This is a genomic window from Kitasatospora sp. NPDC036993 (assembly GCF_055607525.1).
The window spans coordinates 396,571-419,521 of record NZ_JBVJRP010000007.1; the positions used below are offsets into that span (position 1 = coordinate 396,571).

Annotated in this window: 20 protein-coding genes; 14 read left to right on the plus strand and 6 right to left on the minus strand. The window is 74.7% G+C overall.

Annotation, left to right across the window (positions count from 1 at the left end):
- The first annotated feature begins 5 nt into the window (after positions 1-5).
- The 4 genes from ACZ7C5_RS17960 to ACZ7C5_RS17975 all read left to right on the plus strand — a co-directional run bounded on the left by ACZ7C5_RS17960 (position 6) and on the right by ACZ7C5_RS17975 (position 4,553).
- Positions 6-431 carry a nuclear transport factor 2 family protein gene (locus tag ACZ7C5_RS17960; protein ID WP_470322917.1) on the plus strand — a complete coding sequence of 142 codons (426 nt, stop codon included), beginning with the start codon at positions 6-8 and terminating at the stop codon, positions 429-431.
- Positions 432-550: 119 nt separating this feature from the next.
- The gene (locus ACZ7C5_RS17965; RefSeq protein WP_401084384.1) at positions 551-2,479 is read left to right on the plus strand and encodes an amino acid adenylation domain-containing protein; all 1,929 of its coding nucleotides are present in this window, start codon (positions 551-553) and stop codon (positions 2,477-2,479) included.
- Positions 2,476-3,711 carry a cytochrome P450 gene (locus tag ACZ7C5_RS17970; RefSeq protein ID WP_470322918.1) on the plus strand — a complete coding sequence of 412 codons (1,236 nt, stop codon included), beginning with the start codon at positions 2,476-2,478 and terminating at the stop codon, positions 3,709-3,711. Before ACZ7C5_RS17965 ends, ACZ7C5_RS17970 begins: the two co-directional genes overlap by 4 nt.
- A gap of 83 nt (positions 3,712-3,794) precedes the next feature.
- Positions 3,795-4,553 (plus strand): thioesterase II family protein, encoded by a 759-nt coding sequence (locus ACZ7C5_RS17975; RefSeq protein WP_401084389.1) that lies wholly within the window; start codon positions 3,795-3,797, stop codon positions 4,551-4,553.
- 192 nt (positions 4,554-4,745) lie between these two features.
- Here ACZ7C5_RS17975 and ACZ7C5_RS17980 read toward each other — a convergent pair whose 3' ends face one another.
- Positions 4,746-6,347, minus strand: a complete 1,602-nt coding sequence (locus ACZ7C5_RS17980) for an ABC-F family ATP-binding cassette domain-containing protein (RefSeq protein ID WP_470322919.1) — start codon at positions 6,345-6,347, stop codon at positions 4,746-4,748.
- A 304-nt stretch (positions 6,348-6,651) separates the two neighbouring features.
- Here ACZ7C5_RS17980 and ACZ7C5_RS17985 point away from each other — a divergent pair, with 304 nt between their 5' ends.
- Positions 6,652-7,572: an ATP-grasp domain-containing protein gene (locus tag ACZ7C5_RS17985; RefSeq protein WP_401084394.1), complete on the plus strand. Its 921-nt coding sequence runs from the start codon at positions 6,652-6,654 to the stop codon at positions 7,570-7,572.
- Between the two features lie 82 nt (positions 7,573-7,654).
- On the opposite strand, the gene ACZ7C5_RS17990 is transcribed toward ACZ7C5_RS17985, so the two are convergent.
- Positions 7,655-8,989, minus strand: coding sequence for an NAD(P)/FAD-dependent oxidoreductase (locus tag ACZ7C5_RS17990; RefSeq protein WP_401084396.1), 1,335 nt, complete (start codon positions 8,987-8,989; stop codon positions 7,655-7,657).
- 562 nt (positions 8,990-9,551) lie between these two features.
- On the opposite strand from ACZ7C5_RS17990, the gene ACZ7C5_RS17995 reads away from it, so the two are divergent.
- A complete protein-coding gene (locus tag ACZ7C5_RS17995; protein WP_401084398.1) occupies positions 9,552-10,715 on the plus strand; it encodes a magnesium and cobalt transport protein CorA in 1,164 nt (387 codons plus the stop codon).
- 27 nt (positions 10,716-10,742) lie between these two features.
- Here ACZ7C5_RS17995 and ACZ7C5_RS18000 read toward each other — a convergent pair whose 3' ends face one another.
- Positions 10,743-11,096, minus strand: a complete 354-nt coding sequence (locus ACZ7C5_RS18000) for a hypothetical protein (protein ID WP_401084400.1) — start codon at positions 11,094-11,096, stop codon at positions 10,743-10,745.
- A gap of 96 nt (positions 11,097-11,192) precedes the next feature.
- Here ACZ7C5_RS18000 and ACZ7C5_RS18005 point away from each other — a divergent pair, with 96 nt between their 5' ends.
- From ACZ7C5_RS18005 to ACZ7C5_RS18020, 4 genes are all read left to right on the plus strand, one after another.
- Positions 11,193-11,789 (plus strand): helix-turn-helix domain-containing protein, encoded by a 597-nt coding sequence (locus tag ACZ7C5_RS18005; protein WP_401084403.1) that lies wholly within the window; start codon positions 11,193-11,195, stop codon positions 11,787-11,789.
- Positions 11,790-11,851: 62 nt separating this feature from the next.
- Positions 11,852-12,877, plus strand: a complete 1,026-nt coding sequence (gene lepB / locus ACZ7C5_RS18010) for a signal peptidase I (RefSeq protein WP_401084405.1) — start codon at positions 11,852-11,854, stop codon at positions 12,875-12,877.
- A 213-nt stretch (positions 12,878-13,090) separates the two neighbouring features.
- On the plus strand, positions 13,091-13,354 hold the full coding sequence (locus tag ACZ7C5_RS18015; protein WP_401084408.1) for a hypothetical protein: 264 nt from the start codon (positions 13,091-13,093) through the stop codon (positions 13,352-13,354).
- A gap of 96 nt (positions 13,355-13,450) precedes the next feature.
- Positions 13,451-14,110: a double zinc ribbon domain-containing protein gene (locus ACZ7C5_RS18020; protein WP_470322920.1), complete on the plus strand. Its 660-nt coding sequence runs from the start codon at positions 13,451-13,453 to the stop codon at positions 14,108-14,110.
- Between the two features lie 94 nt (positions 14,111-14,204).
- Here ACZ7C5_RS18020 and ACZ7C5_RS18025 read toward each other — a convergent pair whose 3' ends face one another.
- Entirely contained in the window at positions 14,205-15,872 is a 1,668-nt protein-coding gene (locus tag ACZ7C5_RS18025) for an LCP family protein (RefSeq protein ID WP_401084413.1), read from the minus strand.
- A gap of 223 nt (positions 15,873-16,095) precedes the next feature.
- On the opposite strand from ACZ7C5_RS18025, the gene ACZ7C5_RS18030 reads away from it, so the two are divergent.
- Together ACZ7C5_RS18030 and ACZ7C5_RS18035 are read left to right on the plus strand one after the other, a co-directional pair.
- Positions 16,096-16,536, plus strand: a complete 441-nt coding sequence (locus tag ACZ7C5_RS18030; protein ID WP_470322921.1) for a hypothetical protein — start codon at positions 16,096-16,098, stop codon at positions 16,534-16,536.
- A gap of 161 nt (positions 16,537-16,697) precedes the next feature.
- Positions 16,698-17,936, plus strand: coding sequence for a trans-sulfuration enzyme family protein (locus tag ACZ7C5_RS18035; RefSeq protein WP_401084419.1), 1,239 nt, complete (start codon positions 16,698-16,700; stop codon positions 17,934-17,936).
- 33 nt (positions 17,937-17,969) lie between these two features.
- Here ACZ7C5_RS18035 and ACZ7C5_RS18040 read toward each other — a convergent pair whose 3' ends face one another.
- Positions 17,970-19,766, minus strand: coding sequence for a SpoIIE family protein phosphatase (locus ACZ7C5_RS18040; RefSeq protein WP_470322922.1), 1,797 nt, complete (start codon positions 19,764-19,766; stop codon positions 17,970-17,972).
- A 391-nt stretch (positions 19,767-20,157) separates the two neighbouring features.
- Between ACZ7C5_RS18040 and ACZ7C5_RS18045 the strand changes: the two genes are divergently transcribed.
- Positions 20,158-21,381: an ROK family protein gene (locus ACZ7C5_RS18045; protein ID WP_470322923.1), complete on the plus strand. Its 1,224-nt coding sequence runs from the start codon at positions 20,158-20,160 to the stop codon at positions 21,379-21,381.
- Positions 21,382-21,544: 163 nt separating this feature from the next.
- Positions 21,545-22,099 (plus strand): hypothetical protein, encoded by a 555-nt coding sequence (locus ACZ7C5_RS18050; protein WP_470322924.1) that lies wholly within the window; start codon positions 21,545-21,547, stop codon positions 22,097-22,099.
- Positions 22,100-22,192: 93 nt separating this feature from the next.
- Here the strand turns inward: ACZ7C5_RS18050 and ACZ7C5_RS18055 are convergent, their stop codons facing one another.
- Positions 22,193-22,852 (minus strand): thiaminase II/PqqC family protein, encoded by a 660-nt coding sequence (locus ACZ7C5_RS18055; protein WP_470322925.1) that lies wholly within the window; start codon positions 22,850-22,852, stop codon positions 22,193-22,195.
- Positions 22,853-22,951 lie beyond the last annotated feature (99 nt).

The window sequence follows — 22,951 nt, forward strand, 5'->3', positions numbered from 1 at the left end:
TCGGCATGGACCACACCCTTTCCCGACCCGACGAAACCCCGGCACCACCCGCGACACCGGAAGTCCCGACGGCCCCGGCACCGGGGGTGTCCCAGGTCCGCCGGTACTACCGGCTCGTCGACGCCGGCGACGTGCCCGCACTGGTCGCCCTGTTCACCCCGGACGCCCGCTACCACCGCCCCGGATACCCGCCCATGGTCGGGCACGCCGAACTGGAACGCTTCTACCGCGACCAGCGGGTGATCCGCTCCGGTGTGCACACCCTGGCCACCGTGGTCACGACCGACGACGAGGTGGCGGTGCACGGCCTGTTCCGCGGCGTGCTGCACGACGGCGGCGAGGTCGAGCTGCGGTTCGCGGACTTCTTCCGGATGACGCCGCAGGGCCGCATCGCCGCGCGGGACACCTTCTTCCACGTGCCGGCGGTCTGAGGCGCGGCCACGGCGGCACCGGCGGCCACAGCAGCCACAGCGGCACCGGCGGCGACCGCCCTCGCGGTCGCGCGTTCAACCCCGACGGGGACACTTCAGCACAGGAAAGCGGGAAGCAGTTGACCAAGACGGTCCTCACCTCCGACATCCCGGCGTTCGTCGGCACCGGACGGCCACCGTTCGAAGCCCGGGCGATCCACGAGCTGGTCGCCGAACAGGCGGAGCGGGCCCCGCACGCGCCCGCCGTCACCTGCGACGGACGGACCCTGACCTACCGGCAGCTCAACGACCGTGCCAACCGGCTCGCCGGGCGACTGCGGGCGGCCGGACTGGCGCGGGAGGACGTCGTCGGCGTGCTGGTGCCCCGGTCGCCGGAGCTGATCGTGGCCCTGCTCGCCGTCCTCATCGCGGGCGGGGCCTACCTCGGGCTCGAACCGGACGACCCGGCCGGCCGCCACGCGCTGCTGCTCGAGGACGCCGGCGCGAGCATGGTGATCACCGAGGAGGACCGGCGGGGGCGGCTGCCCGGCACCGTCGTCACGGTGACGGAGGGCGGCCCGGCGCGGGAGCCGGCCACCGGGCCGGCGGCACCGGTCCGCCCCGGCGACCCGGACCGGCTCGCCTACGTCAGCTACACCTCCGGCTCCACCGGCGAGCCCAAGGGCGTCGGCGTGCCCCACCGGGCGATCGACCGGCTCGTCCGGGGCGCGGACTGGGTGGACGTCCGGGCCGAGGACGTCTTCTTCCACCTCGCGCCGGTCGCGTTCGACGCGTCCACGTTCGAGATCTGGGCCCCCCTGGTCAACGGCTGCCGACTGGTCCTCTTCCCTCCGGTCGCCATCACGCTGGAGCACGTGGCGCGCGTCATCCGGGCCGAGCGCGTGACGGTCCTGCTGCTGACCACCGGGCTCCTCCACCAGATGGTGAGCTCCCACCCGGAGGCGTTCGCCGATGTGCGGCACGTCCTCACCGGGGGCGACGTGGCCTCGCCGGGCCACGTCCAGCACCTGCTGGCCCGCCACCCGGAGCTGCTCTTCACCAACGGCTACGGACCGACCGAGAACACCACGTACACGACCTGCTGGACCAGCGGCACCCTCCCGGAGCTGCGGAGCGTGCCGATCGGCCGCCCGATCAGCGGCACCAGGGTCGCCGTGCTCGACGACGAGCTCAGGCCGGTCCCCGTCGGCGAGTGCGGGGAGTTGTACGTGGCCGGGGCGGGCCTGGCCCGCGGCTACCTGGGCCGCCCGGCCGCGACCGCCGAACGGTTTCTGCCCGATCCGTTCGGCACCGAGCCGGGTGCCCGGATGTACCGGACCGGCGACCTCGTGCGCTGGCTGCCGGACGGCACGCTGGAGTTCGTCGGACGCGCGGACGACCAGGTCAAGGTCCAGGGCTACCGCGCAGAACCGCGCGCCGTCGAGGTCGAGCTGGAACGGCTCCCCGGGGTGCGGCACGCGGTCGTGCTGCCGCAGCCCGATCCGGCGGGCGGCACCCGGCTGCTGGCCTACGTCGTGCCCGCGGGATCCGGACCGGAGAGCAACGCCGACCTCGGCCGGCGGCTGCGCCACGAACTACGGGACAGGCTGCCGGACTACCTGATCCCCTGGGCGATCCTCGTCCGTCCCGAGCTGCCGGTGAACCGCAACGGCAAGATCGACCGCCGGGCCCTGCCCACCGCCACCCGGGTACCGCGCAACGTGCCCAACGAGTTCGTCCCGCCCCTCACCGAGGTGCAGACGCGACTGGCCGACCTGTGGGGCGACGTCCTCGGCATCGAACCGGTCGGTGTCGACGACGACTTCTTCGACCTCGGCGGACACTCCCTGCTGGCCACCGACCTCCTGGTCGCCACCCAGCGCGAGTTCGACGTGGACCTCCCCGCGCAGACCCTGTACATGTCGCCGACCGTCGCCGAGCTGGCGACGGCCCTCACCGCGCGGATGCGGGCGTCGGGCCCGGACGGCCCGACGGACGGCCCGGTCGGGGGCCCGGCCGACGAAGCGGGGGTTCCGGCCGACGAGGCGGGGGCGGAGCAGCCCCGATGACGGCGGTTCCCCCGACCACGCGCTGCCCGGTCCTCGCCCCGCAGCCGGTCGACCTGATCGACCCCGACCTCTACCAGGCGGGCGGGGCGCACGAGGCGTGGCGACGGCTACGCCGCGAAGCCCCGGTGAGCCGGCAGCCGGTCGGCGACATCGGCTACTGGTCGATCGTCGGCTACGCCGAGGCCAACCGGGTCCTCCGCGACCACGCCACGTTCACCTCCGAACAAGGCACCCTGCTCAACCTCCTCGGCAAGGGCGACCCCGCCGGCGGCCGCCAGATGGCCGCGACCGACCCGCCCCGGCACGCGCACCTGCGCGGCCCGTTGCAGCAGGCGCTGTCGATCAAGACGGTGGAGAACGACCGGGAGGCCATCCGCCGGGTCGTCGTCGAGCTGCTCCGGCCATTGGCCGACGGCGGCCCGTACGACTTCGCCGCCGCCATGGCCACCCTGCCGATGGCGGTGATCGGCACCATGATGGCGCTACCGCGACAGGACTGGCCGCGGCTGGTCCGGCTCGCCCACGCCTGCATCGCCGCGGACGACCCGGAGTTCCAGCTCGCCGACGGACCCCGGGCCACCCTCGTGACCGCCCACCGCGAACTGTTCGCCTACTTCCAGGACCTCGTCACCGAGCGTCGGCGCGCACCGGGTGACGACCTGGTCAGCGTGCTGCTCACGATGGAACTGGACGGACGCCGACTGTCGCCGGGCGAGATCGTGTCCAACTGCTACAGCCTGCTGCTCGGTGCGACCGTCACCACCGCCCAGCCACCCGTCGCGGCGATGGTCGAACTGGCCGGGACGGGGGTCCTGGACGACTGGGCGGCCCACCCGGAGCTGCTCGGCAGCGGCGTGGAGGAGGCACTGCGATGGGCGTCGCCCACCCAGCACTTCATGCGCCACGCCACCCGCGACGTCGAGGTCCGGGGCGTGCCGATCCCCGCGGGGGACGCGGTCGTCGTCTGGCTGGCGTCGGCCAACCGCGACGAGAGCGTGTTCGCCGACCCGTACACCTTCGACATCCGACGGCGGCCCAACAAGCACATCGCCTTCGGCGTCGGCGCGCACTACTGCATCGGACACACCGTTGCACGGGTGGCCCTGCGGATCCTGTTCGCCGAACTGCTCGGCCGGTTCACCGGGTTCGAGCTCGCCGGGGCGCCGCGGCGGATGCGCTCGAACGTCATAGCGGGCTTCACGCACGTGCCGATCACCGCGCGGACCCGGTAGGAGCCGGCGCCACGGCCGCTGTCACCGCGGCTGCCTTCATGGCCGCCGAACCCGAGAAGAACCCCCCACACGGAAGGTCACCAGTGGACGCTCCGACGGCCCGTACCCGCAACAAGTGGTTCCTGCGCGAGCCGTCGCCGGTGGCACCGGCGCGGCTGTTCTGCCTGCCCTACTCCGGGTGCGGTGCGAGCATGTACCGCCGGTGGCCGTCATCGGTCGACGGCGTCGAGGTCTGCCCCGTGCAGCCGCCCGGCCGGGAGAACCGGATGCGCGAGCCCGCCCACACCACCTACGAGGCGCTGGCCGACGACCTCTGCGAAGCGCTGCGCCCCTACCTGGACCGCCCCTACGCCCTGTTCGGCCACTGCGGGTCCGCGCTGGCGGCGTACGAGACCGCCGTACGGCTGGTCCGGCGGGGCTGCCCCGCCCCGACCCGGCTGTTCGTCTCCTCCGAGGTCGCGCCGCAGGACGGCCCCTACGGCCGCTTCCTCGGCATGAGCGACGACGAGCTGGCCGCCGAACTGCGCGGGCTCGTCGCGGAACTGGGCGGCACCCTGGAACCGAGCCTGCTCGCGCTCTACCTCGGCGTCCTGCGCAACGACGTGGACATGAACAAGCGGTACCACGTCGCCGATCCGGTCCGGCTGCCGTGCCCGGTCACCGCCATCGGCTGGACCGGGGACACGGGCATCGCGCCGTCCCTGATGGCCGGCTGGTCGGCCTGCGGCGAGACGACCTTCGAACTCCTGGAAGGGGGCCACTACCGCTTCATCGAGGCACCGGCGGAACTGCTGGCGCTCCTGGTCGCGGACCTGACGCCCACCCGCTCCCGCACGTCCTGACACCGGAGGAGAAGTGCGTCCCTCCGTACTTCTGGACGAACTGATCCGCGCCGGGGGGCGTTCGTCGCCCACTCGGCGCGCTTCCTGATCGAGGCGCGCAAGCCGTAGCCGGGGGAGGGAAACCCGGCCAGGGGAGGCGCGCGGCGCTCCGGCCCGCCGGGGCGGGCCGGCGGGCCGCAGCGGTGCGGGGGCTCAGGACTGCGACACCAGCTCCAGGTACGCGTCGTGCCAGAGGTCCTCGTCGCCGTCCGGCAGGAGCAGTACCCGGTCCGGCCGGAGCGCCTCGATGGCGTCCGGGTCGTGGGTGACCATCACGATCGCGCCCGGGTAGCTGCCGACCGCCGCCAGGACCTCCGTGCGGGAGGCCGGGTCGAGGTTGTTGGTCGGCTCGTCCAGCAGCAGGACGTTGGCGCCGGAGTGGACCAGGGCGGCCAGGGCGAGCCGGGTCTTCTCGCCGCCGGACAGCACCCCGGCCGGCTTGTCGGCGTCGTCGCCCCGGAAGAGGAACGCGCCGAGGACGTGCCGCAGTTCGCCGTCGGTCAGGTCGGGCGCGGCCTCGGAGAGGTTGTCGCGCACGCTGAGCGCCGGGTCGAGGGTGTCGTGCTCCTGGGCGAAGTAGCCGAGCCGCAGGCCGGTGCCGGGGACGACGCGGCCGGAGTCAGGGGTCTCCCGGCCCGCCAGGAGGCGCAGCAGGGTGGTCTTTCCGGCCCCGTTCAGTCCGAGCACGACCAGCCGGCTGCCGCGGTCCACGGCCAGGTCCAGGCCGGTCAGCACCGGCCGGCCGCCGTAGGACTTGGTGAGGCTGACCGCGCCGAGCGGCACCCGCCCGCAGGGGGCCGGCTCGGGCAGCCGGATGCGGGCGGTGCGCTCGGCCTGCCGGACGGGTTCGAGGCCGGCGAGCATCCGGTCGGCCCGGCGGGCCATGCTGCGGGCGGTGGTCGCGGTGGCGACGTTGGCCCGCATCCGGTCGGCCTGGGCGTGGAGGGTGGCGGCCTTGCGCTCGGCGTTGGCCCGTTCCCTGGTGCGGCGGCGCTCGTCGGCGGCGCGCTGGGTCAGGTAGGCCTGCCAGCCGGTGTTGTGGACGTCGATCGCGGCGCGCTGCGGATCCAGGTGGAAGACCCGGTTGACGCTGTCCGCGATCAGTCCGAGGTCGTGGCTGATCAGCACCAGCCCGCCCTGGTGGGAGGTGAGGAAGCCGCGCAGCCAGGCGACGGCGTCGGCGTCCAGGTGGTTGGTCGGCTCGTCGAGCAGCAGGGTGCCGTGGTCGGCGAACAGGATGCGGGCCAGTTCGACGCGGCGGCGCTGGCCGCCGGAGAGCGTGCCGACGGGCGAGTCCATCACCCGGGTGGGCAGGCCGAGCCCGGCCGCGACCCGGGCCGCCTCGGCCTCGGCGGCGTAGCCGCCCCGGGACTGGAAGCCGGCCTCGGCCCGGACGTACGCGTCCATCGCGCGGCGTTCCTCGGCCGGGGAGCCGGCGCGGGCCATCGCCGTCTCGGCGGCGCGCAGGGCGCGGACGGCGGCGTCCAGGCCACGGGCGGACAGGATGCGGTCGGTGACGGTGGCCGACGGGCCGGCGACGCGGGAGTCCTGCGGGAGGTAGCCGACGGACCCGGTCCGGGTGACGGCCCCGGCGGCGGGCGCGAGCTGCCCGGCGAGGGTGGCGAGCAGGGTGGTCTTGCCGGCGCCGTTGCGGCCGACCAGGCCGATCCGGTCGCCGGGGGCGATGTGGAGGGTGACGTCGGACAGCAGCAGGCGGGCGCCGACGCGCACGTCGACACCACGGGTGGTGATCATGGGGTAACGCTCCGAAATAGCCTGTGGACACACGGGTGGCGTGGAAGTGAGTCCGGCGGCTAGGAAATTCGGGGCGTAGACATGTCGGGCAGGCTAGCGGGCCGGCGGAGCGGGCGCATCCGAATTGACGGGCGGCGTGGAGGGGTGCGGCAGGTCGGCGCGGGTCTCCTCGGTGGTCGGTCGCGTCCGCCCCGCCCGGGGCGCTCTCGGGCAGTCCGCGGCGGCGCGGTTTCGGCCACTCTGCCGGGCGGTGGCGGACAAGGCTTCCTTGTCGTGACCATGCCGCACTCGCTTGCATGTGCGCATGGCCCGACACGACCTCGTACTCCTGACCGATCACAGCTCGACCGAAGGCAGCCGGCCCGTGCTCGCCGCCGCCACGCGGACCCTGACCGGCCGGGAACCCGTGCAACTGGACGCCCGGCACTTCATGACCGGCGGCAGCGGCCTGATCGACACCGACGACGCGGGCGGCCTCCGGCTGGTGGCGGGCGGCCGGACCGTGACCGCCGACACGGTGATCGTCTACGAGATCCCGCCGCACCGGCGCCGCGCGTTCGCGGACTGTCAGCGGCGGCTGCGCGGATGCGGGGCCCGCTCGCTCGGCACCGACGCCGAGGCGTGGCGGGCGGCCACCGAGAAGGACGCCACCGTCGCCCGCTTCGTCCGGGACGGCGTGCCGCACATGCCCAGCATCGTGCTCTCCCGGCCGAGCCAGGAGGCCGCCGCCGAGGCCTTCGAGGAACTCGGCGGCGACGTCTGGGCACGGCCCTGCGTCGGGATGGGCGGCGACGACGTCTTCCATCTCACCGACCGCGCCCGGCTCGCCGCAGCCGTGCGGTACTACGAGCGTGCGGGGGCGGACTGGCTGATCGCCCGCGACGCCCGGAACTTCCTCCCGGACGGCCGCCGCCACCAGTACCGGGTGGTGGTGCTGCACGGGCGGGTGGTGCGCGCGGTCGAGCACGTCCAGGCCGACCCGGACGCACCCTGCAACGAGAGCCGCGGCGCCGTCTCCACGGTGCTCGACTACACCGAACTGCCGGAAGGGCTCGCCGAGTCGGCCATCTCGGCGGCCGCCTCGACGGGGCTCGACCTCGCCGGGGTGGACCTCGCCGCCGAGAGCGGCGGCGTGGTCTTCGAGGTCAACGTCCATCCCGCCTTCGGCCGGCGCGGCCTGGAGCAGGTGGCGCTGCCGTACGTCGCCGCGCACCTCGGCGAGTAGCCGCCGGGAGCGCCACGGCCCGGGCCGGACCCGCCCCGCGCGCCACCGGCCCGGCCCCGCCCGGGAAGGTGCTCCCGGCGGCTCAGCTCCGCAGGACCGCCCCGAGCACCGACGGCCGGAACAACAGCGACGGCGGCGCCACCAGGGACATCACCTCGTGGAACGCCGCCGTGACCGCGGTGTCCCGGGTGCTGGCGGCCAGCACCTTGTCGAAGAAGCGGTGCTGGATCCCGACCAGGGCGCCGGAGGGCGCGCCGGTGGTGGCGTCGAAGCGGGCGTCCTCGGTGCCGGAGATCATCCACGGGATGCTGGACGCCGCCGCGACGGCGGACCGTGCCGCCCGGGCAGCGGCAGGCCCGATGCCGCCGTGCCGCTTCACGCAGCGGCGCAGCTCCCTGGCGCAGAACAGGGCGACGGTGACGCCCTGCCCGTACACCGGGTTGAAGGTGCTCGCGGCATCACCGACCACCACCAGGCCGTCCGGGCCGCCGCGTTCGTAGTGCCGGCGCACGCTCGCGCCGGGGAGGAAGCCGCGCACCGGGCCCGCCGGTTCGGCGTCCCGCAGCATCTCGTGCAGGAGCGGATCGCGCAGCCGGCGCAGGTGCTCGTCGAAGCCCTCCGCGCCGGCCGCCGGTTCGGCCCCGCGCATCCCGGCGAGGCTGACGATCCAGCGGTCGCCCTCGACCGGCAGCAGCACGCCCAACCGCGCCTTGTCGGGGGCCTTGGTCTGGAGGTAGGCCGCCCTTTCCCCGAGGTCGGCCCCGGCCGGCCGGTGGAACAGCCGGGAGGCGTAGGCGACGCCCGCGTCCACCCGCTCCTCGGGCACCGGCCGGCAGCCGAGTCCGGCGAGCCACTTCGGCACCGAGGTCGAGCGGCCGGCCGCGTCCACCACCAACTCGGCTGGAATGTCGCGGACTTCGCCGAGCTCCTGGCCGCGATCGCGGACCTTCACCCCGGTCACCGCGCTCGCCGAGCCGAGCAGGCCGACCACGTCCGTGCCCTCCAGGAACTCGATCGAGGGGTGGGCGCGGACCCGGTCCAGCACGAACGCGTCCAGCAGTGGCCGGGTGCAGGACAGGAACGCCACCTGCGCCGGGTACTCGGCCAGCCACCCGGCGGAGCAGAGCCACTTGACGTCCGAGGCCGCCACCCGCTGCGCACCCGCGGCCGTCAGCTCCAGCTTGATGCCGGGCATCATCTCCTCCAGCAACCGGTGCCCGGCCTCCAGCACCAGGTGGGCGTGCCGCCCCTGCGGCACCCCGGCCCGGAACTCCGCCCCCTCCGGGTAGCGGTCCCGCTCCACCACGACGATCCGCTCGGCGAAACCGCGCAGCGCCCACGCGGCCGCCATCCCCGCGAGCCCGCCGCCGATCACCACCGCCGTACCCCGCCCGGGGGCCCTCTCCGAAGTAGTCATGACACGTAGCGTAGTGGCGCGGTGCGCTCCGCGTGATCGCTTCGCCCAGGACGAACACCCCACCCGAAGAGGGCTGTTGACGTCCGCGCACCGCTATGCGGGTCGGGGGCCGGGGTGCGGGGCCGACGAGGAGGCCGTGGGCCGGGATCGCGGCCGGGCCGGTCCGCGGAGCGCGACGGCGGTGCGATGCCGCTGCGGAAACGGCAGGACGGCAGCGGCCCGGCGGGTGGCCGAGCGGGGGCCCGGTGCGGGGGCGGGGCGCGCGGGGGCTAGACTCGGCGGGGTTGCGCCGACACCTCTCCCGGTGCGTGGGCGCACGGAGGCGAGGAGGTGAGAGCCGTGGAGTGCAGTAGCTCGGGTCGAAGTCGGCCCCGCCCCCGGTTGTCCCGCACCACTCGCGGCCCCCGGCACACCTCCTCCCGTACGGCTCCCGCGCGGCACTGACCTCGTCCTCCCGGCGAGGCACCGCCGGTCGCGCCGTGCGCGTGGCGGCCGGCCGGGCGCCACCGGTCCGTCCCGTTTCCGTACGGCGGCCCGGGCATCCCCCGTGGAGGTCTCCGCCATGTCCGACTGGCGTGTGCGCGCCGTGCGCGCGAGCAAGCGTCCGTTCTCCCGTTCCGTGGTCCGTCCCGCGGACACCCAGCCGGCCCCCGAGCACTCGATGGACCCGCGCCCGGACCAGCCGGTCGAGCAGGTGACGCTGGAACGTTCCGTCGTGGAGGCGGCCGTCTACCGGGACGGCCGCCGGACGGACGCGCCCACCGACCTCGCCGACATCTACCGCACGCTGCCCGACCGCCCCGGCACGATGGCCTGGATCGGCCTGTTCCGGCCCGCGGAGGCCCAGCTGCTGGAGGCCGCGGACCGGTTCGACCTGCACGAGCTGGCCGTCGAGGACGCCATCGTCGCCCACCAGCGGCCGAAGCTGGAGCGCTACGGGGACACCCTGTTCGTGGTGCTGCGCGCGGCCCGCTACCTGGACGAGGCGGAGGAGGTCGACTTCGGCGAGATCCACCTGTTCGTCGGCCCGGACTTCGTGCTCACCGTCCGGCACTCCCAGGCCCCGGACCTGTCGGCGGTGCGCCGCCGGCTGGAGGCCGACCCCGAGCTGCTGGCACTCGGCCCGGAGGCCGTGCTGTACGCGGTGCTGGACGCCGTGGTGGACGGCTACGCGCCGGTGATCGCCGGTCTCCAGCACGACATCGACGAGATCGAGACCGAGGTGTTCGGCGGTGACCCGCAGGTCTCCCGCCGCATCTACGAGCTGTCCCGCGAGGTGATCGAGCTCCAGCGGGCGACCCGTCCGCTGCTGGAGATCATGAGGAGCCTGGAGGCGGGCTTCGGCAAGTACGGCACCGACGAGGAGCTCCAGCGCTACCTGCGCGACGTCGCCGACCACGCCACCTACGCCGCGGAGCGGGTGGACGGCTTCCGGCAGATGCTCCAGAACATCCTGACCGTCAACGCGACGCTGGTCTCGCAGCGGCAGAACGAGGAGATGAAGCAGCTCGCCGAGGCGGGGCACGCGCAGAACGACGAGATCAAGAAGATCTCCTCCTGGGCGGCCATCCTCTTCGCGCCGACGCTGATCGGCACGGTGTACGGGATGAACTTCGAGGACATGCCGGAGCTGAAGTGGGCCTTCGGCTACCCGTTCGCGATCGGGCTGATGGCGCTGGTGTGCACCGGGCTCTACCTGGTGTTCAAGCGCCGCGACTGGCTCTGACGGTCGGGCGGATCCGCTGGGGTGCGGTCAGCCGAGCAGCCGCCCGTACTCGGCCTCCGGATCCACCTGGCGCCGGTACTCGACGTGCAGCCGGACATCGCCGTCGGCTCCGGCCAGGCGGGCGAGCGGGCCCTGACCGGCCGGGAGCGGGCGGGGCCGCGGCCACTGCTGGGCGAGAACGGCCAGCGGGGTGCCGTCGGCGCCGCGCACCACCCAGGTGGCGCGGCCGCCGCCGATCGACGGGAGACGGCGACGGGGCAGTCCGAGGGCGGTGAGGGCCGCCGGGACGTCCAGGCCGTCGGGGAGGGGGACGGTCTCGGCGTGCGGGGCGTCGGCGTCGTCGCCGGCCGCGACGCTGTCCCGGGTGAGGTGGATGCGCATGGCGGAACAATAGGCCGCGCCCGCCGACGTGGCGGCCGGGGGCTCACCCGCGTGCCGGATTGACAACGGGCCTTGCCGTACCGGCACATGGCAGGCATGGCCGACGAAGAGTTCGAGAACGTCCTCACCACGGTGGGCCCGCGACTGCGGGCGCTGCGCAGGGAGCGCGGCACCACGCTCGCCAAACTGGCCGCCGCCACCGGCATCTCGCTCAGCACGCTGTCCCGGCTGGAGTCCGGGCAGCGCAAGCCGACCCTGGAACTGCTGCTGCCGCTGGCCCGGGAGTACCGGGTGCCGCTTGACGAACTGGTCGGCGCCCCGGCCACCGGTGACCCGCGGATCCACCCGCGCCCGGTGACCAGGAACGGCCAGACCATCGTCCCGCTCACCCGTCACCTGGGCGGGCTGCACGCCTACAAGCACATCGTGCCGCCGGGGCGGAACACCGGCCCCGAGCTGGAGCTGAAGGTCCACGAGGGGTACGAGTGGCTGTACGTGCTGTCCGGGCGGCTGCGGCTGGTGCTCGGCACGCACGACCTGGAGCTGGCGGCCGGTGAGGCCGCCGAGTTCGACACCCGCACCCCGCACGCCTTCGGCAACGCGGGCCCGCAGCCGGTGGAGTTCCTCAGCCTGTTCGGTCCGCAGGGCGAGCGCATCCACGTCAGGGCGCGTCCGGGAACCTCTGTTCGGTAGGTTCGTTCCTGACAGGGGGTCTTCGTTCCGGCTCCCGCCAGGCCGTCGGGAGGGGCCGAGGAATGAGCGTGCAGCAGAGTGCGGAGTCCGGCGAGAGCGGTGGAGCCGGGGAACGCGAGGAGGCCGGGGACGGCCGGGTGACGGCGGGCCCCGGCGCCGTCGTGGTGGCAGGCGCGGACGCGGAGTCCGGTGCTCCCGGCAGGACGCCCGAGGCGGTAGGGACGCCCGAGACGCCCGAGAAGGCCGAACGCCCACGGAAGAAGCGCCCGTTCTGGCAGGAGCTGCCGATCCTGCTGGTGGTCGCGCTGGTGCTCTCGCTCGGCATCAAGACCTTCTTCGTCCAGGCCTTCTCCATTCCCTCCGGTTCGATGGAGCAGACCCTCGCGATCGGCGACCGGGTGCTGGTGGACAAGTTCACCCCGTGGTTCGGCGCCAAGCCCGAACGCGGCGAGGTGGTGGTGTTCCGCGATCCGGGCGGCTGGCTGGAGGGCACGCCGACCGACTCCGGAGGCTCCGTCATGGGCACCGTCCAGAAGGCGCTCAGCACCGTCGGCCTGATGCCCTCGGCGGACGAGAAGGACCTGATCAAGCGGGTGATCGCGGTCGGCGGGGACACCGTCGACTGCGAGGCGGGCGCGCCGCTGAAGGTGAACGGCGTCGCGCTGGACGAGCCGTACCTGTTCCCCGGCTCGACGCCCTGCGACAACGACCCCGTCGGCACCGTCACCGTGCCCAAGGGCAAGCTGTGGGTGATGGGCGACCACCGCAACAACTCGCGGGACTCCCGCTGGCACCACAACGAGGGCGGCGACGGCTTCGTGCCGGTGGACAACGTGGTCGGCAGGGCCTTCGTGGTCGCCTGGCCGCTGTCCGACTGGTCCACCCTGCCGGTCCCCGGCACCTTCGACAAGGTGCCGGCCCCGGCGGCGGGCGCGGCGGGCGCGCCCTTCGAGGAGCCGCCGGCCCCGGAGGCGGCCGCGCTGGCCGGGATCGTGCCGCTCGCGCTGTGGCAGCGGCGGCGGTCGGTGCGCGGGGCGGCGTCCCGCGCGGCGTCGGTCCGCGAGGACTCGGTGCGGAAGGGGCGCTGAGGCCGGTTCACCTCCGAGGCCCGACCGGACCGCACCGGACCGGACTACACCGCACTGGACCGTACTGGACCGGACTGGGTCGATCGTCTTCGACGGAACTCCTCCCGCATTCCTCTACACGCCTGTAGAGTTCGCGAGGTGAGCTGCACCCCGGCCGCCCGGCCGCCCCGTGTGGGTGGCCGGGCGGCCGGGTCCGGGTCGGGAGGCGGAGCCGTGATGAAGAGTCAGTGCGGGCCCGAGGACGGCGCGGGTCCGGCGGGGGCGGAGCCCGTGGACCGGGACGTCCGGTGGGTCTACCAGCCGGTGGAGGTCGATCTCGGGGACGGCGACTGGGCGCTCGGCCGGATCACCGGCTGGTGGCAGGACACCGCGGGACAGCCCTGGTGCCGGCTGCGGATCGGCCGCGGCGGACATGCCGGCGACTGGCAGCGCTTCGACCCGGCGAGGGTGCTGCTGCTGCCGGTCTCCGGGCTCTGAGCAGGCAGGTCGAACACCCTTGGCGGAACCGTTCGACGAGCCCTATCGTCCCTGGGAGCAACCGCTGACAAGGCCATTCATCGACCGGGGACGAACGTGACTTCGGAGATCTACTTCAGCAGCAACCACCGCGACCTGTGCGAGCAGCACGGCACCGGAGCGGGCTTCCAGTTCGAGTTCTCCTGCCACCGCTGCTCGGACACCTGGCGCTCGCCGTTCGAGCCGTTCCGGACCGGGCAGATGGCCGGCTGGATAGGCAAGGGTGTCGGCGCGGCCTGGAACCTCATCGGGGGCAGCGCCAACACCATCGGCAACGCCGCCGACGGACTGGCCGGCCAGACCTGGGGCACTTCGCGGGACGCCGCGTTCCAGCGGGCCATCACCAACGCCCAGACGCACTTCAACCGCTGCGCCCGGTGCACCAACTACGTCTGCGGCCGGTGCTTCGACCCGGCCCAGGGCCTGTGCCACGCCTGTGCCCCGGACACCGCGACCGAGGCGGTGGCGGCGCAGCACCGCGGCCTCAACGACGCGGTCACCGAACGCGCCTTCAAGTCCGGACAGCAGTCCGGTGCCGGGTACGACGTCAGCACGCCGCGGCAGCTGGTCTGCCCGCAGTGCCGGACGGAGACGCACGGCACGCCGTTCTGCCCCGGCTGCGGCTTCCGGCTGGCCCAGCAGGCCCAGTGCACGGGCTGCCACCAGGACGTTCCGGACGGCGCCGCGTTCTGTCCGTCCTGCGGGACGAGGCGCTGACAGCCCCTCGGGCGCGCGACGGCGGGGCGGCTCCGGATCCACCCCGCCGTCGCGCGTACGGAGCCGCACGTCAGTGCTGCGGGACGCCGCCGGATCAGCCGTACGAGAGGTTGGCGCAGGGGTCGTCGTCGGCCGAGCGGGCGGCGCCGCTCACGCTGCTGGGCAGCGGGGCGGGGGCGGCGGCGGACCCGCTGGGAGCCGTTGTGGCGGCCGGGTTGGCGGCGGCGAAGTCGTGGCCGAGGACGACACTGACACCCCGGGCGCCGGGCTGCACGGTCGCGCCGGGGAACAGCTTGGCGACCGCCTCGGCGGCGGAGCGCTCGCCGGTGCCGTACTCGACGACGGTGGTGCCGCGCGGCTTGCCGGCCGCGTTGCCGACGCTCGCGACGGTGTAGCCGGCGCCCTTGACGGTCTCCGCGGCCCGGCTGCCGAGCCCGGTCTCGCCGGTGCTGTTGAGCACGGAGACCTTGACCGCGGCGGCCCCGGCGTCCGGGGTGGGGGTCGGCGTGGGCGTGGGCGTGGCCGCGGTGTCGGGAGCCGCGGAGCCGGTCTCGGCCGGGACGCTCGCGTCCTGGCCGTCGATGGTGCGGTCGGCCTTGAGGGCCGCCCACAGCTGGTCCACGTCGGGGTGCACCAGGGCGACCCGCGGGCCCTCGTAACGCCAGGGCACGGTCAGGAACTTGACGTCGTGCAGGTCCACGTCCTTGAGCGACATGGCGAAGGAGAGCAGCTTGGCGGCCGAGCCGAGACCGGGGTCGACGGTCAGGGATCCGGTGGCGGCGTCGGCGAGCGGCAGCAGCGTGGTCGGGTCCATGCCGCGGGACTTGACCTCCTTGATGAGGGAGGAGAGGAAGGCCTGCTGGCGCTTGGTGCGGCCGATGTCGGAGCCGTCGCCGATGCCGTGCCGGACCCGCACGTAGTCCAGCGCGGCCTGGCCCTCGACCTTCTGCCTGCCCTTGGGGAAGAGCAGCTTTCCCTTGCGGCCGAGGTTGGGGTTGAGGTCCCCCTCGTGGATGTCGTTCGGCAGGCAGACCTCGACGCCGCCGACCGCCTTGGTCATCGAGGCGAAGCCGTTGAAGTCCACCACGATGGTGTGGTCGACGCGCAGGTTGGTCAGCTTCTCGACGGCGTTCTGGGTGCAGGCCGGGTTGCCCTGGTCGGTGTCGCCGACCGAGAAGGCGCTGTTGAACATCGCGTTGGTCTGCTCCTTGGTCCACTTGCCGTCGGGGAGCTTGCACGGCGGGATGGTGACCAGGGAGTCGCGGGGGATGGAGATCCCGACGGCGTGCTTGTGGTCGGCGTAGACGTGCAGCAGGATCGCGGTGTCCGAGCGGGCGCCGCCGTCCCCGCCGCCGCCCAGGTCGCTGTTGCCGTTGCCGCGGTTGTCCGAGCCGATCAGCAGCACGTTGACCGGGGTGCGGCCCTGGGCGTCCGGGGCCGCGGCCTCCGGGCGGTCCTTGCTGAGGGCGTCGCCGTCGAAGGTGCTGATGTTGCTGTTCAGCCGGTAGTAGAGGGCGGCGCCGCCGAGGACGGCGAGGGCCGTGCAGCCGGCGGTCGCCCAGAGCACCTTCTCCTTGGTGCTGCGCTTGGGCTTGCGCTTGGCCCGGCTCGCCGGACGGCCGTTCGCTATGCCCGCGGTGTCCTGGGAGTTCGCGGTGTCCTCGGCGTTCCGGTTCCGGCCGCTTCTCCTGCCCTCGGCCCGGCGCCGGCCCGCGCGGTGCGGCGAAATCCCGGCTTCGGGGGAACCCTTGCGGCCAGACACGTCGTCATCCTCCACAGTTGCCACGGGAGCCCCTGTCGAAGCGGTGGGCTCGCGGGGCCCGGGGCCGGGGCCGATCCGGGCAGGGCCCGTCGCTAAACTTTTACACCGCTGTAGAACGCCAGTGGAGCATACTAGGCGCGGATGAGAAAACCAGCTGGTCAGACCATGAGAATTCGGTCGGACCGGTGGGTCCGCGCTGCTCCGGACCAGTAGGAGGAGCACGATGACTGATCGGATCGCACGTTCGATAGCCGGCACCCTGGTGGCGCTGCTGGCCGCCGTCGGCCTCACCGCCGTGGCGCCGGCCGCGACGGCGGTGGCCGCACCCCCGACCGTCGCGGCCGCCGCCGCGGACCAGGGCGCGTCGGGCGCGGGCACGTCGGGCACGGGCACGGGCACGTCGGTTACGGGCACGTCGGTTACGGGCACGGCGGGTGCGGACACGTCGGGTACGCGGGCGTCGGGTACGCACGCTCAGGCCGCGGGCACGGCGGCCACCGACGCCACGCACCTCGCGGCCAAGGACGAGAAGAAGAAGAAAGGCTTCTTCGCCAAGCTGGGCAAGTTCCTGATCGTCGTGGTCATCCTGGTCATCCTGCTCTTCGTGCTGCTGATCGTCGGTATCGTCTACGCCACCAAGCGGATCTTCGGCCGCCGCAAGTAGCCCGCCACGGCCGGGTACTTCCGAGTACTGCCGTGCACGGCCGCGACCCGGGCGTTCGCCGCCGCCCTCCGGGCGGTGGAGCCGGAACGACCGCCCGGGACGGGCCACTCGGCGGCGATTGGCCCTGGCCGGGGCGCCGGGGCGGCCCGAGGATGAGCGCCATGAGCGACTTCCACTCCCCAGAGCCCCCGCACCCGGCCCCCCGCGCGGACCGTACGCACGACGGGCTGCGCCCCGAGAGCCGGGTCGTCCACCCGCCGGTCGCCGAGGTCACCGGCAGCCGTCCGCTGGGCGTGCCGCTGCACCAGGGCCACCTGTTCGCCTTCGACACCGGCGACGCGCTCACCCAGGCCCACGGCGGACCGGACGGCGCCTTCTTCTACAACCGCTTCGGCAACCCCACCGTCCGCTCGTGGGAGCAGGCCGTCGCCGGACTGGAGGGCGGCACCGGTGCGCTCGCCACCGCCTCCGGCATGGGCGCGATCAGCACCGCGCTGCTCGCCCTGCTGCGCGCCGGCGACCACGTCATCGCCCAGCGCAGCCTGTACGGCGGCACCGTCGGCGCGCTGACCGACCTCACCGAGCGCTGGGGCGTCGAGGTCACCTACGTGAGCGGCGACGACCCCGCCGGGGTGGCGGCGGCGCTGCGGCCCGGAACCCGGGTGCTGCTCCTGGAGACCGTCTCCAACCCCACCACCCGGGTCACCGACCTGCCCGGGCTGATCGCCGTCGCCAAGCGGGCCGGAGTGGTGAGCGTGGTGGACAACACCTTCGCGACCCCGCTGCTGTGCCGCCCGATCGAACACGGCGCGGACATCGTGATCCACTCCGCGACCAAGTACCTGGGCGGGCACTCGGACGTCCTCGGCGGGATCGCCGTCTTCGCCGACCCGGAACTGCACCGGCGGGTCTGGCGGCGTTCCCTTGAACTCGGCGCCTGCGCCGACCCGTTCGCCGCCTGGCTGGCCCTGCGCGGGATGCAGACCCTCGCCCTGCGGGTCCGACGCCACTGCGAGACCGCGCTCGACCTGGCCGGCCGGCTCGCCGCCCACCCCGCGGTCACCGCCGTCCACTACCCGGGTCTGCCCGGCCACCCCGACCACGACCGCGCCCGCCGCCTGCTCCCCGACGGCCACGGCGGCGTCCTCGCCTTCGACCTGGCCGGCGGACGCGAGGCGGCCGGGACGTTCACCGAGTCCGTCCGGCTCGCCTCGCTGGCGCCGTCCCTGGGCGACGTGCACACCCTGGTGCTGCACCCGGCCAGCACCTCCCACCGGCAGCTGTCGGACGAGGAGTTGGCGGCGGTCGGCATCGGCCCCGGCACCGTCCGGGTGTCGGTGGGCATCGAGCACCCGGAGGACATCTGGGCCGACATCGAGCGGGCGCTGGCGAAGGTGTGAGTCCTGGGGACGTGCCCGCGGGCCGGTGGCCCGTCAGCGCTGCCGGGGACGGGCCACCAGCAGCGCGATGTCGTCCTCCGCGGCCGAGGGCGGGGCGAGGGAGTGGAGGACGGCGTCGAGCAGGTCGTCGAGTTCCCCGGTGGCGGGCAGCCGCAGGGCCGCGAGCCGTTCCAGGGAGACGTCGATGTCCTCGGCCCGGCGCTCGACCAGGCCGTCGGTGTAGAGCATCAGGGTCTGGTCGGGGAGGAGCGGGTGGACGGTCTGCTCGTAGCCGCCGAGACCGGTGCCGAGCGGCGGGCCGGTGGGGACGCGCAGCAGCCTGGTCGGCCGGCCGGGGGCGATCAGCGCCGGCGGCAGGTGGCCCGCGCTGGAGAGGGTCCAGCGGCCGCGGCCCGGGTCGGCGAGGGCCAGTAGACAGGTCGCGGGGCGGGCGGAGTCGTCGGCCGCGATGACGTCGTCCAGCCGGCGCAGGATCCGGTGCGGGGGCAGGTCCATCCCGGCCAGGTCGCGCAGCGCGGAGCGGTAGTGGCTCATGTCGACGGCGGCCTCGACGCCGTGCCCCATGACGTCGCCCATGGCCAGCAGGGTGCGCCCGAACGGCAGCCGGACCGTCTCGAACCAGTCGCCGCCGACCACCGTGCTGCTCCCGGAGGGCAGGTAGCGGGAGGCGAGGGAGAGGTTCTGGTGCGGGTTGCCGGGCTCGCTGAGCAGGGCCCGCTGGAGTTCCAGGGCGATGCCCTGGGAGCGGGCGAAGCGGCGGGCGTTGTCGAGGGTGGTGGCGGTGCGGGCGGCGAGGTCGCCGAGCAGGGCGGCCTCGTCGGGGGTGAAGGCCGGGACGGCGGCGGTGCGGCCGAGGGTGAGCAGCCCGATCAGTCGGCCCCTGGCGGCCAGCGGCAGGACCAGCAGTGAGGCCGTCCCGGCCGGGCAGGCGTCCTCGGGCCCGGGCTCGGTGAGCACGGCGATGCCGCCGGCCAGGCTGCGGGCGGCGGCCGAGCCCTCCCGGTGGCGGATCGATTCACCGGGCCGGGGCAGCTCGGCGAGGGCGGCGGCCAGCGCGGGCACGGCCCGGGCGCCGGCGCGGTGCAGCCGCTGGGGCGCGCCCTGGCCGGCCCGGGCGGGTTCGGTCCTGGCGGGTTCGGCCTCGGCGGCTTCGGCCCGCACGGGTTCGGTCCGCATGGGTTCGGCCTCGGGCGGCAGCACGTCCACGGTGGCCAGTTCGGCGAGCCGGGGCACCGCGAAGCCGGCGAGTTCGGCGCCGGTGGTGCCGACGTCGAGGGTGGTGCCGACCCGCTCGGCGGCGGCGTCGAGCAGGGCGAGCCGGGCGCGGGCCTGCTCCAGCTCGCGCAGCTGTTCGCGGGCCGGGTCGGGGTCGTCCAGCACGACGACGACCACCCCGGTGGTCCGTCCGGAGCGCCGCAGCGCCCGGTAGCGCACCCGCAGACCGGGCGGGACCGGGGACCCCGGGCCGTCCTGGCCTCCGGTGGCGTGCTCGCGGGCCAGTCCGTCGGCGAGGACCCGGCGCAGGATGCCGACGGCGCCGGCGAAGGCGGTGGTCCCGGCGGCCCGGCCGAGCAGGTCCGCGCGGCGTAGGCCGGTGGCCGTGGTGAAGGCGGCGTTCAGGTACTGCCAGCGCAGCCGCTCGTCGAGCAGCGCGACGCCGACGGGCGCGGCGGCGAGGACCTCGCGGAGCCGCTCCGGGTCGTCGCCGCTGTCACCGCCGGTGATCGCGCCGAGCCGCGCGGCGAGGGCCGCCGCGGTCGCCGCCAGGGACCGGGAGTCCGGTGTCGCGGGCCGCGGGCCCTCTGCTCGGTTGCCGTGCCGGAAGTGCATGAGCCCATGATCACGCGCCCGGGCGCGGCGCGCCCACAAGCGGGCGAAACGTTGACTGGGCGGAGACGGTGCGGTAACGGAGCGCGCGGCCTTCCTGGCGCGGCGTCCTCGGCGTGACGTCCCTGTCCCGGCGTCGCCTCGGCATGGCTTCCGCGACGTGGAGTCCCGTGCGGCCGACGAGGATTGACGACGAGGATCGTCCACGGACCGTCCACCCCAGGTCCACGGGGTGTCCACCGGCCGTGCGGGGACGGCGGGCGAATGCCGGATGATCACCGGTCATACTTGGGCGGCGGCGCCCGACCCCGGACGCCGCGGGCCGGACCGGGCCCACCCGGCCCCACCGACCCGGTCCGCGCCCGCGCCCGAAGGACAGACCGGAGGAATCCCGATGAGCCCCCACCAGCCGACCAGTCGCCCGGCGGCCGGGGCCCCAGGGGTGCCGTGGAACCGGCAGCGGCTGCGCAGCAACAACGAGTGGCTGCTGCTGGAGCTGCTGCGCACCGGCGGCGGCTCCTCGCGCGCCCAGCTGGCCAGGGACACCGGACTGTCCAAGCCGACCGTCTCGGCCGCGCTGGCCGAGCTGGAGCGGGGCGGCCTGGTCCGGGAGGCCGGGCGGCTGGCCCCCGAACGCGGCCGCACCGCCGTGCGGTACGAGGTCGACCCGACGGCGGGGCACGTGCTCGGCGTGGACATCGGCCGGGCCCGGCTGCGGGTGGCGGTGGCGGACCTGGCCGGGCGGGTGGTCGCCCGCAGGGACGTGGCCAACCGGGGCCGTTCGGCGAACGCCGTCGCGGACGCCGTGGTGGCCGCCGCGCACGAGGCGACCGCCGAGGCGGGCCTCGCCGCCGAGGACATCGTGCACGCGGTGATCGGCACCCCGGGGGTCTGGGACGAGCAGCGGCGCGGGGTGCGCTACGCCAGCAGCCTGCCGGGCTGGGGCAGACCGGGGCTGTTCGACCGGATAGGGGAGGGCCTGGGGACGGCCGTCTCGGTGGCCAACGACGCCAACCTGGCGGCGCTCGGCGAGTACACCCTGGGGGCGGGGCGGGGCAGTCGGATGTTCGCCTACCTGCTGGTCGGCACCGGGCTCGGGCTGGGTGTGGTGAAGGACGGCGAGCTGCTGCTCGGTGCGCACGGCGCGTTGGGCGAGATCGGCCTGGTCCCGCTGCCCGCCAGGGCCGGCGAGTCTGCCGCGACCGTCGAGCAGGAGGCCGCCGCGGACGCCGTGGTGCGTTCGGCCAGGGACTTCGGGCTGGTGGGGGAGTCCGCGGCCCGGCAGCTGACGGCGAAGCAGGTGTTCGAGCGGGCCCGGGCCGGGGAGGCGGCGGCGGTCCGGGCGGTGGAGCGGGAGGCCGAGCGGCTCGCCTACGCGGTGGCCGTGCTGTCGGCCCTGCTGGACCCGGACCTGGTGGTGCTCGGCGGCGGGATCGGCAGCAGCGCGGACCTGCTCCTGGAACCGCTGGAGCAGGCCCTGCACCGGCTGGCCCCGATGCGTCCGGTGCTCGCGCCCAGTCTCCTGGGGGAGGAGGCGGTGCTCCTCGGGGCGGTCGCCACGGCGCTGGAGACCGCCCGTCCCGAGGTGTTCGAGCGCCGGACGGCGGGGCTGCGCTGACGACCGGCCGGTGACGGTCGTGCGGCTGGCCGGTCGGCGAGGGCGGCGCCCGGTGGCCGGAAGATCTCGATCTGCAAACGAGTGGGGGTTCGGTGGACGGTGCGTATGCGATTCCTGTTTGAATCGCACGACTCATCCAAACGGAACGGAGCGTTCTCCTCCCATGCCTTCACGGATACCCGGTCGCCGTCGGGCCGGCCTGGCCGGATTCGCCGGACTCGTCCTCACCGTCGGCCTGGCCCTGACCGGGTGCGACCCGTCGGCGGCCGACGGCGGTGCCACGGCCTCGGCCACGCCGACCGGTGCCGCCACCTCGGCGTCGGTCGCGGCCACCGCGCCCCCGGCGACGCCCGCCGCGCCGGCCCCGGTCAGCACCCCGCCGGCCGCTCCGGCGCCCGCGGCGCCGGTGGTCACGCCTCCGCCCGCGGCGCCGGTCGTCACGCCCCCGCCCGTCGCACCTCCGGCCCAGCCCACCAGTCACCCGCAGCCGCCCGCCACCAAGGCGCCGCAGCCGAAGGTGACCACCGCCCAGCCGCCGACCGACCCGGAGCCCCCCGCGGCGGCCGGCGCCGGATGCGAGATCCGCTCGAACGCGGGCAACTGCTACGAGGCGGGGCAGTTCTGCCGCAACGCGGACCTGGGCAAGAGCACCCACGAGGCCGGTGGCCGGGTGATCTACTGCCGGATGGTCAGCGGCAAGCCGCACTGGCAGGCCTGAGTCGTCGGCCTCGGGGCCCGGGACCTAAGGGGCCCAGTGGTGCCGGGCGGCGCGGGGCCCGGCCCGGGGTCTGAAGCGCCGGGGTTGCCGGTCTCAGGCGTCGATGACGCCCAGGGTGTCCCAGAACAGGTGCTCGTAGGCCTGGAGCAGCAGCCCGTACTCGCGTGCGGTGGCCAGGGTCGACTCGTCCAGCCGGTCCGGTCCCAGCGCGTCGGCCGCCTGCTGCTCCAGCTCGGCCGGGGGCTGGGCGAAGAAGTCGAAGAACGCGCAGGCCTCGTCGGAGAGGCCGTACCGGTGGCGCAGCGCGTGCGCGATGGCGGCACAGTAGCCGCCCCATGCGGTGAAGTTGGTGACCAGGGCGACGGCCACGGCGTCGGGCTCGCCGTTCAGGGCGAGCCAGGCGAGGAAGTGCGGGTAGGCCTGGCACCCGGGCAGTGGCCGGCGGGATTCCAGCGCGCCCGGGTCGAGGCCGACGGCGGCGCCGAGCGCGGGCAGGGTGCGCAGCGCGGCGCTCTCGCCGTCGGCCAGGGCGGCGAACCAGGCGCCGACCGGCCGGTCCGCGCAGCGGGCGGCGAGCAGCAGCAGACTGCGGCGGTCGGAGCGGATGATCCGTTGCTGCTGGGCGGCCAGCTCGGCCGTCGCGGAGCGTGGCGCGGTGCCGTCGGCGAGTGCGGTGACCAGCGCCGGCGCGGTGTCGCCGGGTGCCAGCTCGGCGCGCAGGCCCTGGATCTGGTCGAGGATCGGGTGGTTCACCGGTGCCTCCGGGGTGCGGTTCGGTCCGGTGCCATTCCTACCGTCCGGCGGGGCCGGGGCGGTGGCGACAGGCCGCGGCCCGGGGCGGTGGTTGTGCTC

Excerpts from the sequence above, each read along its gene's own strand:
- ACZ7C5_RS17985 (WP_401084394.1), top strand. The coding sequence starts at position 6,652 with ATGGCCCGACACGACCTCGTACTCCTGACCGATCACAGCTCGACCGAA.
- ACZ7C5_RS18035 (WP_401084419.1), top strand. The coding sequence starts at position 16,698 with ATGAGCGACTTCCACTCCCCAGAGCCCCCGCACCCGGCCCCCCGCGCG.
- ACZ7C5_RS17960 (WP_470322917.1), top strand. The coding sequence starts at position 6 with ATGGACCACACCCTTTCCCGACCCGACGAAACCCCGGCACCACCCGCG.
- ACZ7C5_RS18050 (WP_470322924.1), top strand. The coding sequence starts at position 21,545 with ATGCCTTCACGGATACCCGGTCGCCGTCGGGCCGGCCTGGCCGGATTC.
- ACZ7C5_RS17990 (WP_401084396.1), bottom strand. The coding sequence starts at position 8,989 with ATGACTACTTCGGAGAGGGCCCCCGGGCGGGGTACGGCGGTGGTGATC.
- ACZ7C5_RS17970 (WP_470322918.1), top strand. The coding sequence starts at position 2,476 with ATGACGGCGGTTCCCCCGACCACGCGCTGCCCGGTCCTCGCCCCGCAG.
- ACZ7C5_RS17995 (WP_401084398.1), top strand. The coding sequence starts at position 9,552 with ATGTCCGACTGGCGTGTGCGCGCCGTGCGCGCGAGCAAGCGTCCGTTC.
- ACZ7C5_RS18030 (WP_470322921.1), top strand. The coding sequence starts at position 16,096 with ATGACTGATCGGATCGCACGTTCGATAGCCGGCACCCTGGTGGCGCTG.
- ACZ7C5_RS17980 (WP_470322919.1), bottom strand. The coding sequence starts at position 6,347 with ATGATCACCACCCGTGGTGTCGACGTGCGCGTCGGCGCCCGCCTGCTG.
- ACZ7C5_RS18045 (WP_470322923.1), top strand. The coding sequence starts at position 20,158 with ATGAGCCCCCACCAGCCGACCAGTCGCCCGGCGGCCGGGGCCCCAGGG.
- ACZ7C5_RS18005 (WP_401084403.1), top strand. The coding sequence starts at position 11,193 with ATGGCCGACGAAGAGTTCGAGAACGTCCTCACCACGGTGGGCCCGCGA.
- ACZ7C5_RS18000 (WP_401084400.1), bottom strand. The coding sequence starts at position 11,096 with ATGCGCATCCACCTCACCCGGGACAGCGTCGCGGCCGGCGACGACGCC.
- ACZ7C5_RS18040 (WP_470322922.1), bottom strand. The coding sequence starts at position 19,766 with ATGCACTTCCGGCACGGCAACCGAGCAGAGGGCCCGCGGCCCGCGACA.
- lepB (WP_401084405.1), top strand. The coding sequence starts at position 11,852 with ATGAGCGTGCAGCAGAGTGCGGAGTCCGGCGAGAGCGGTGGAGCCGGG.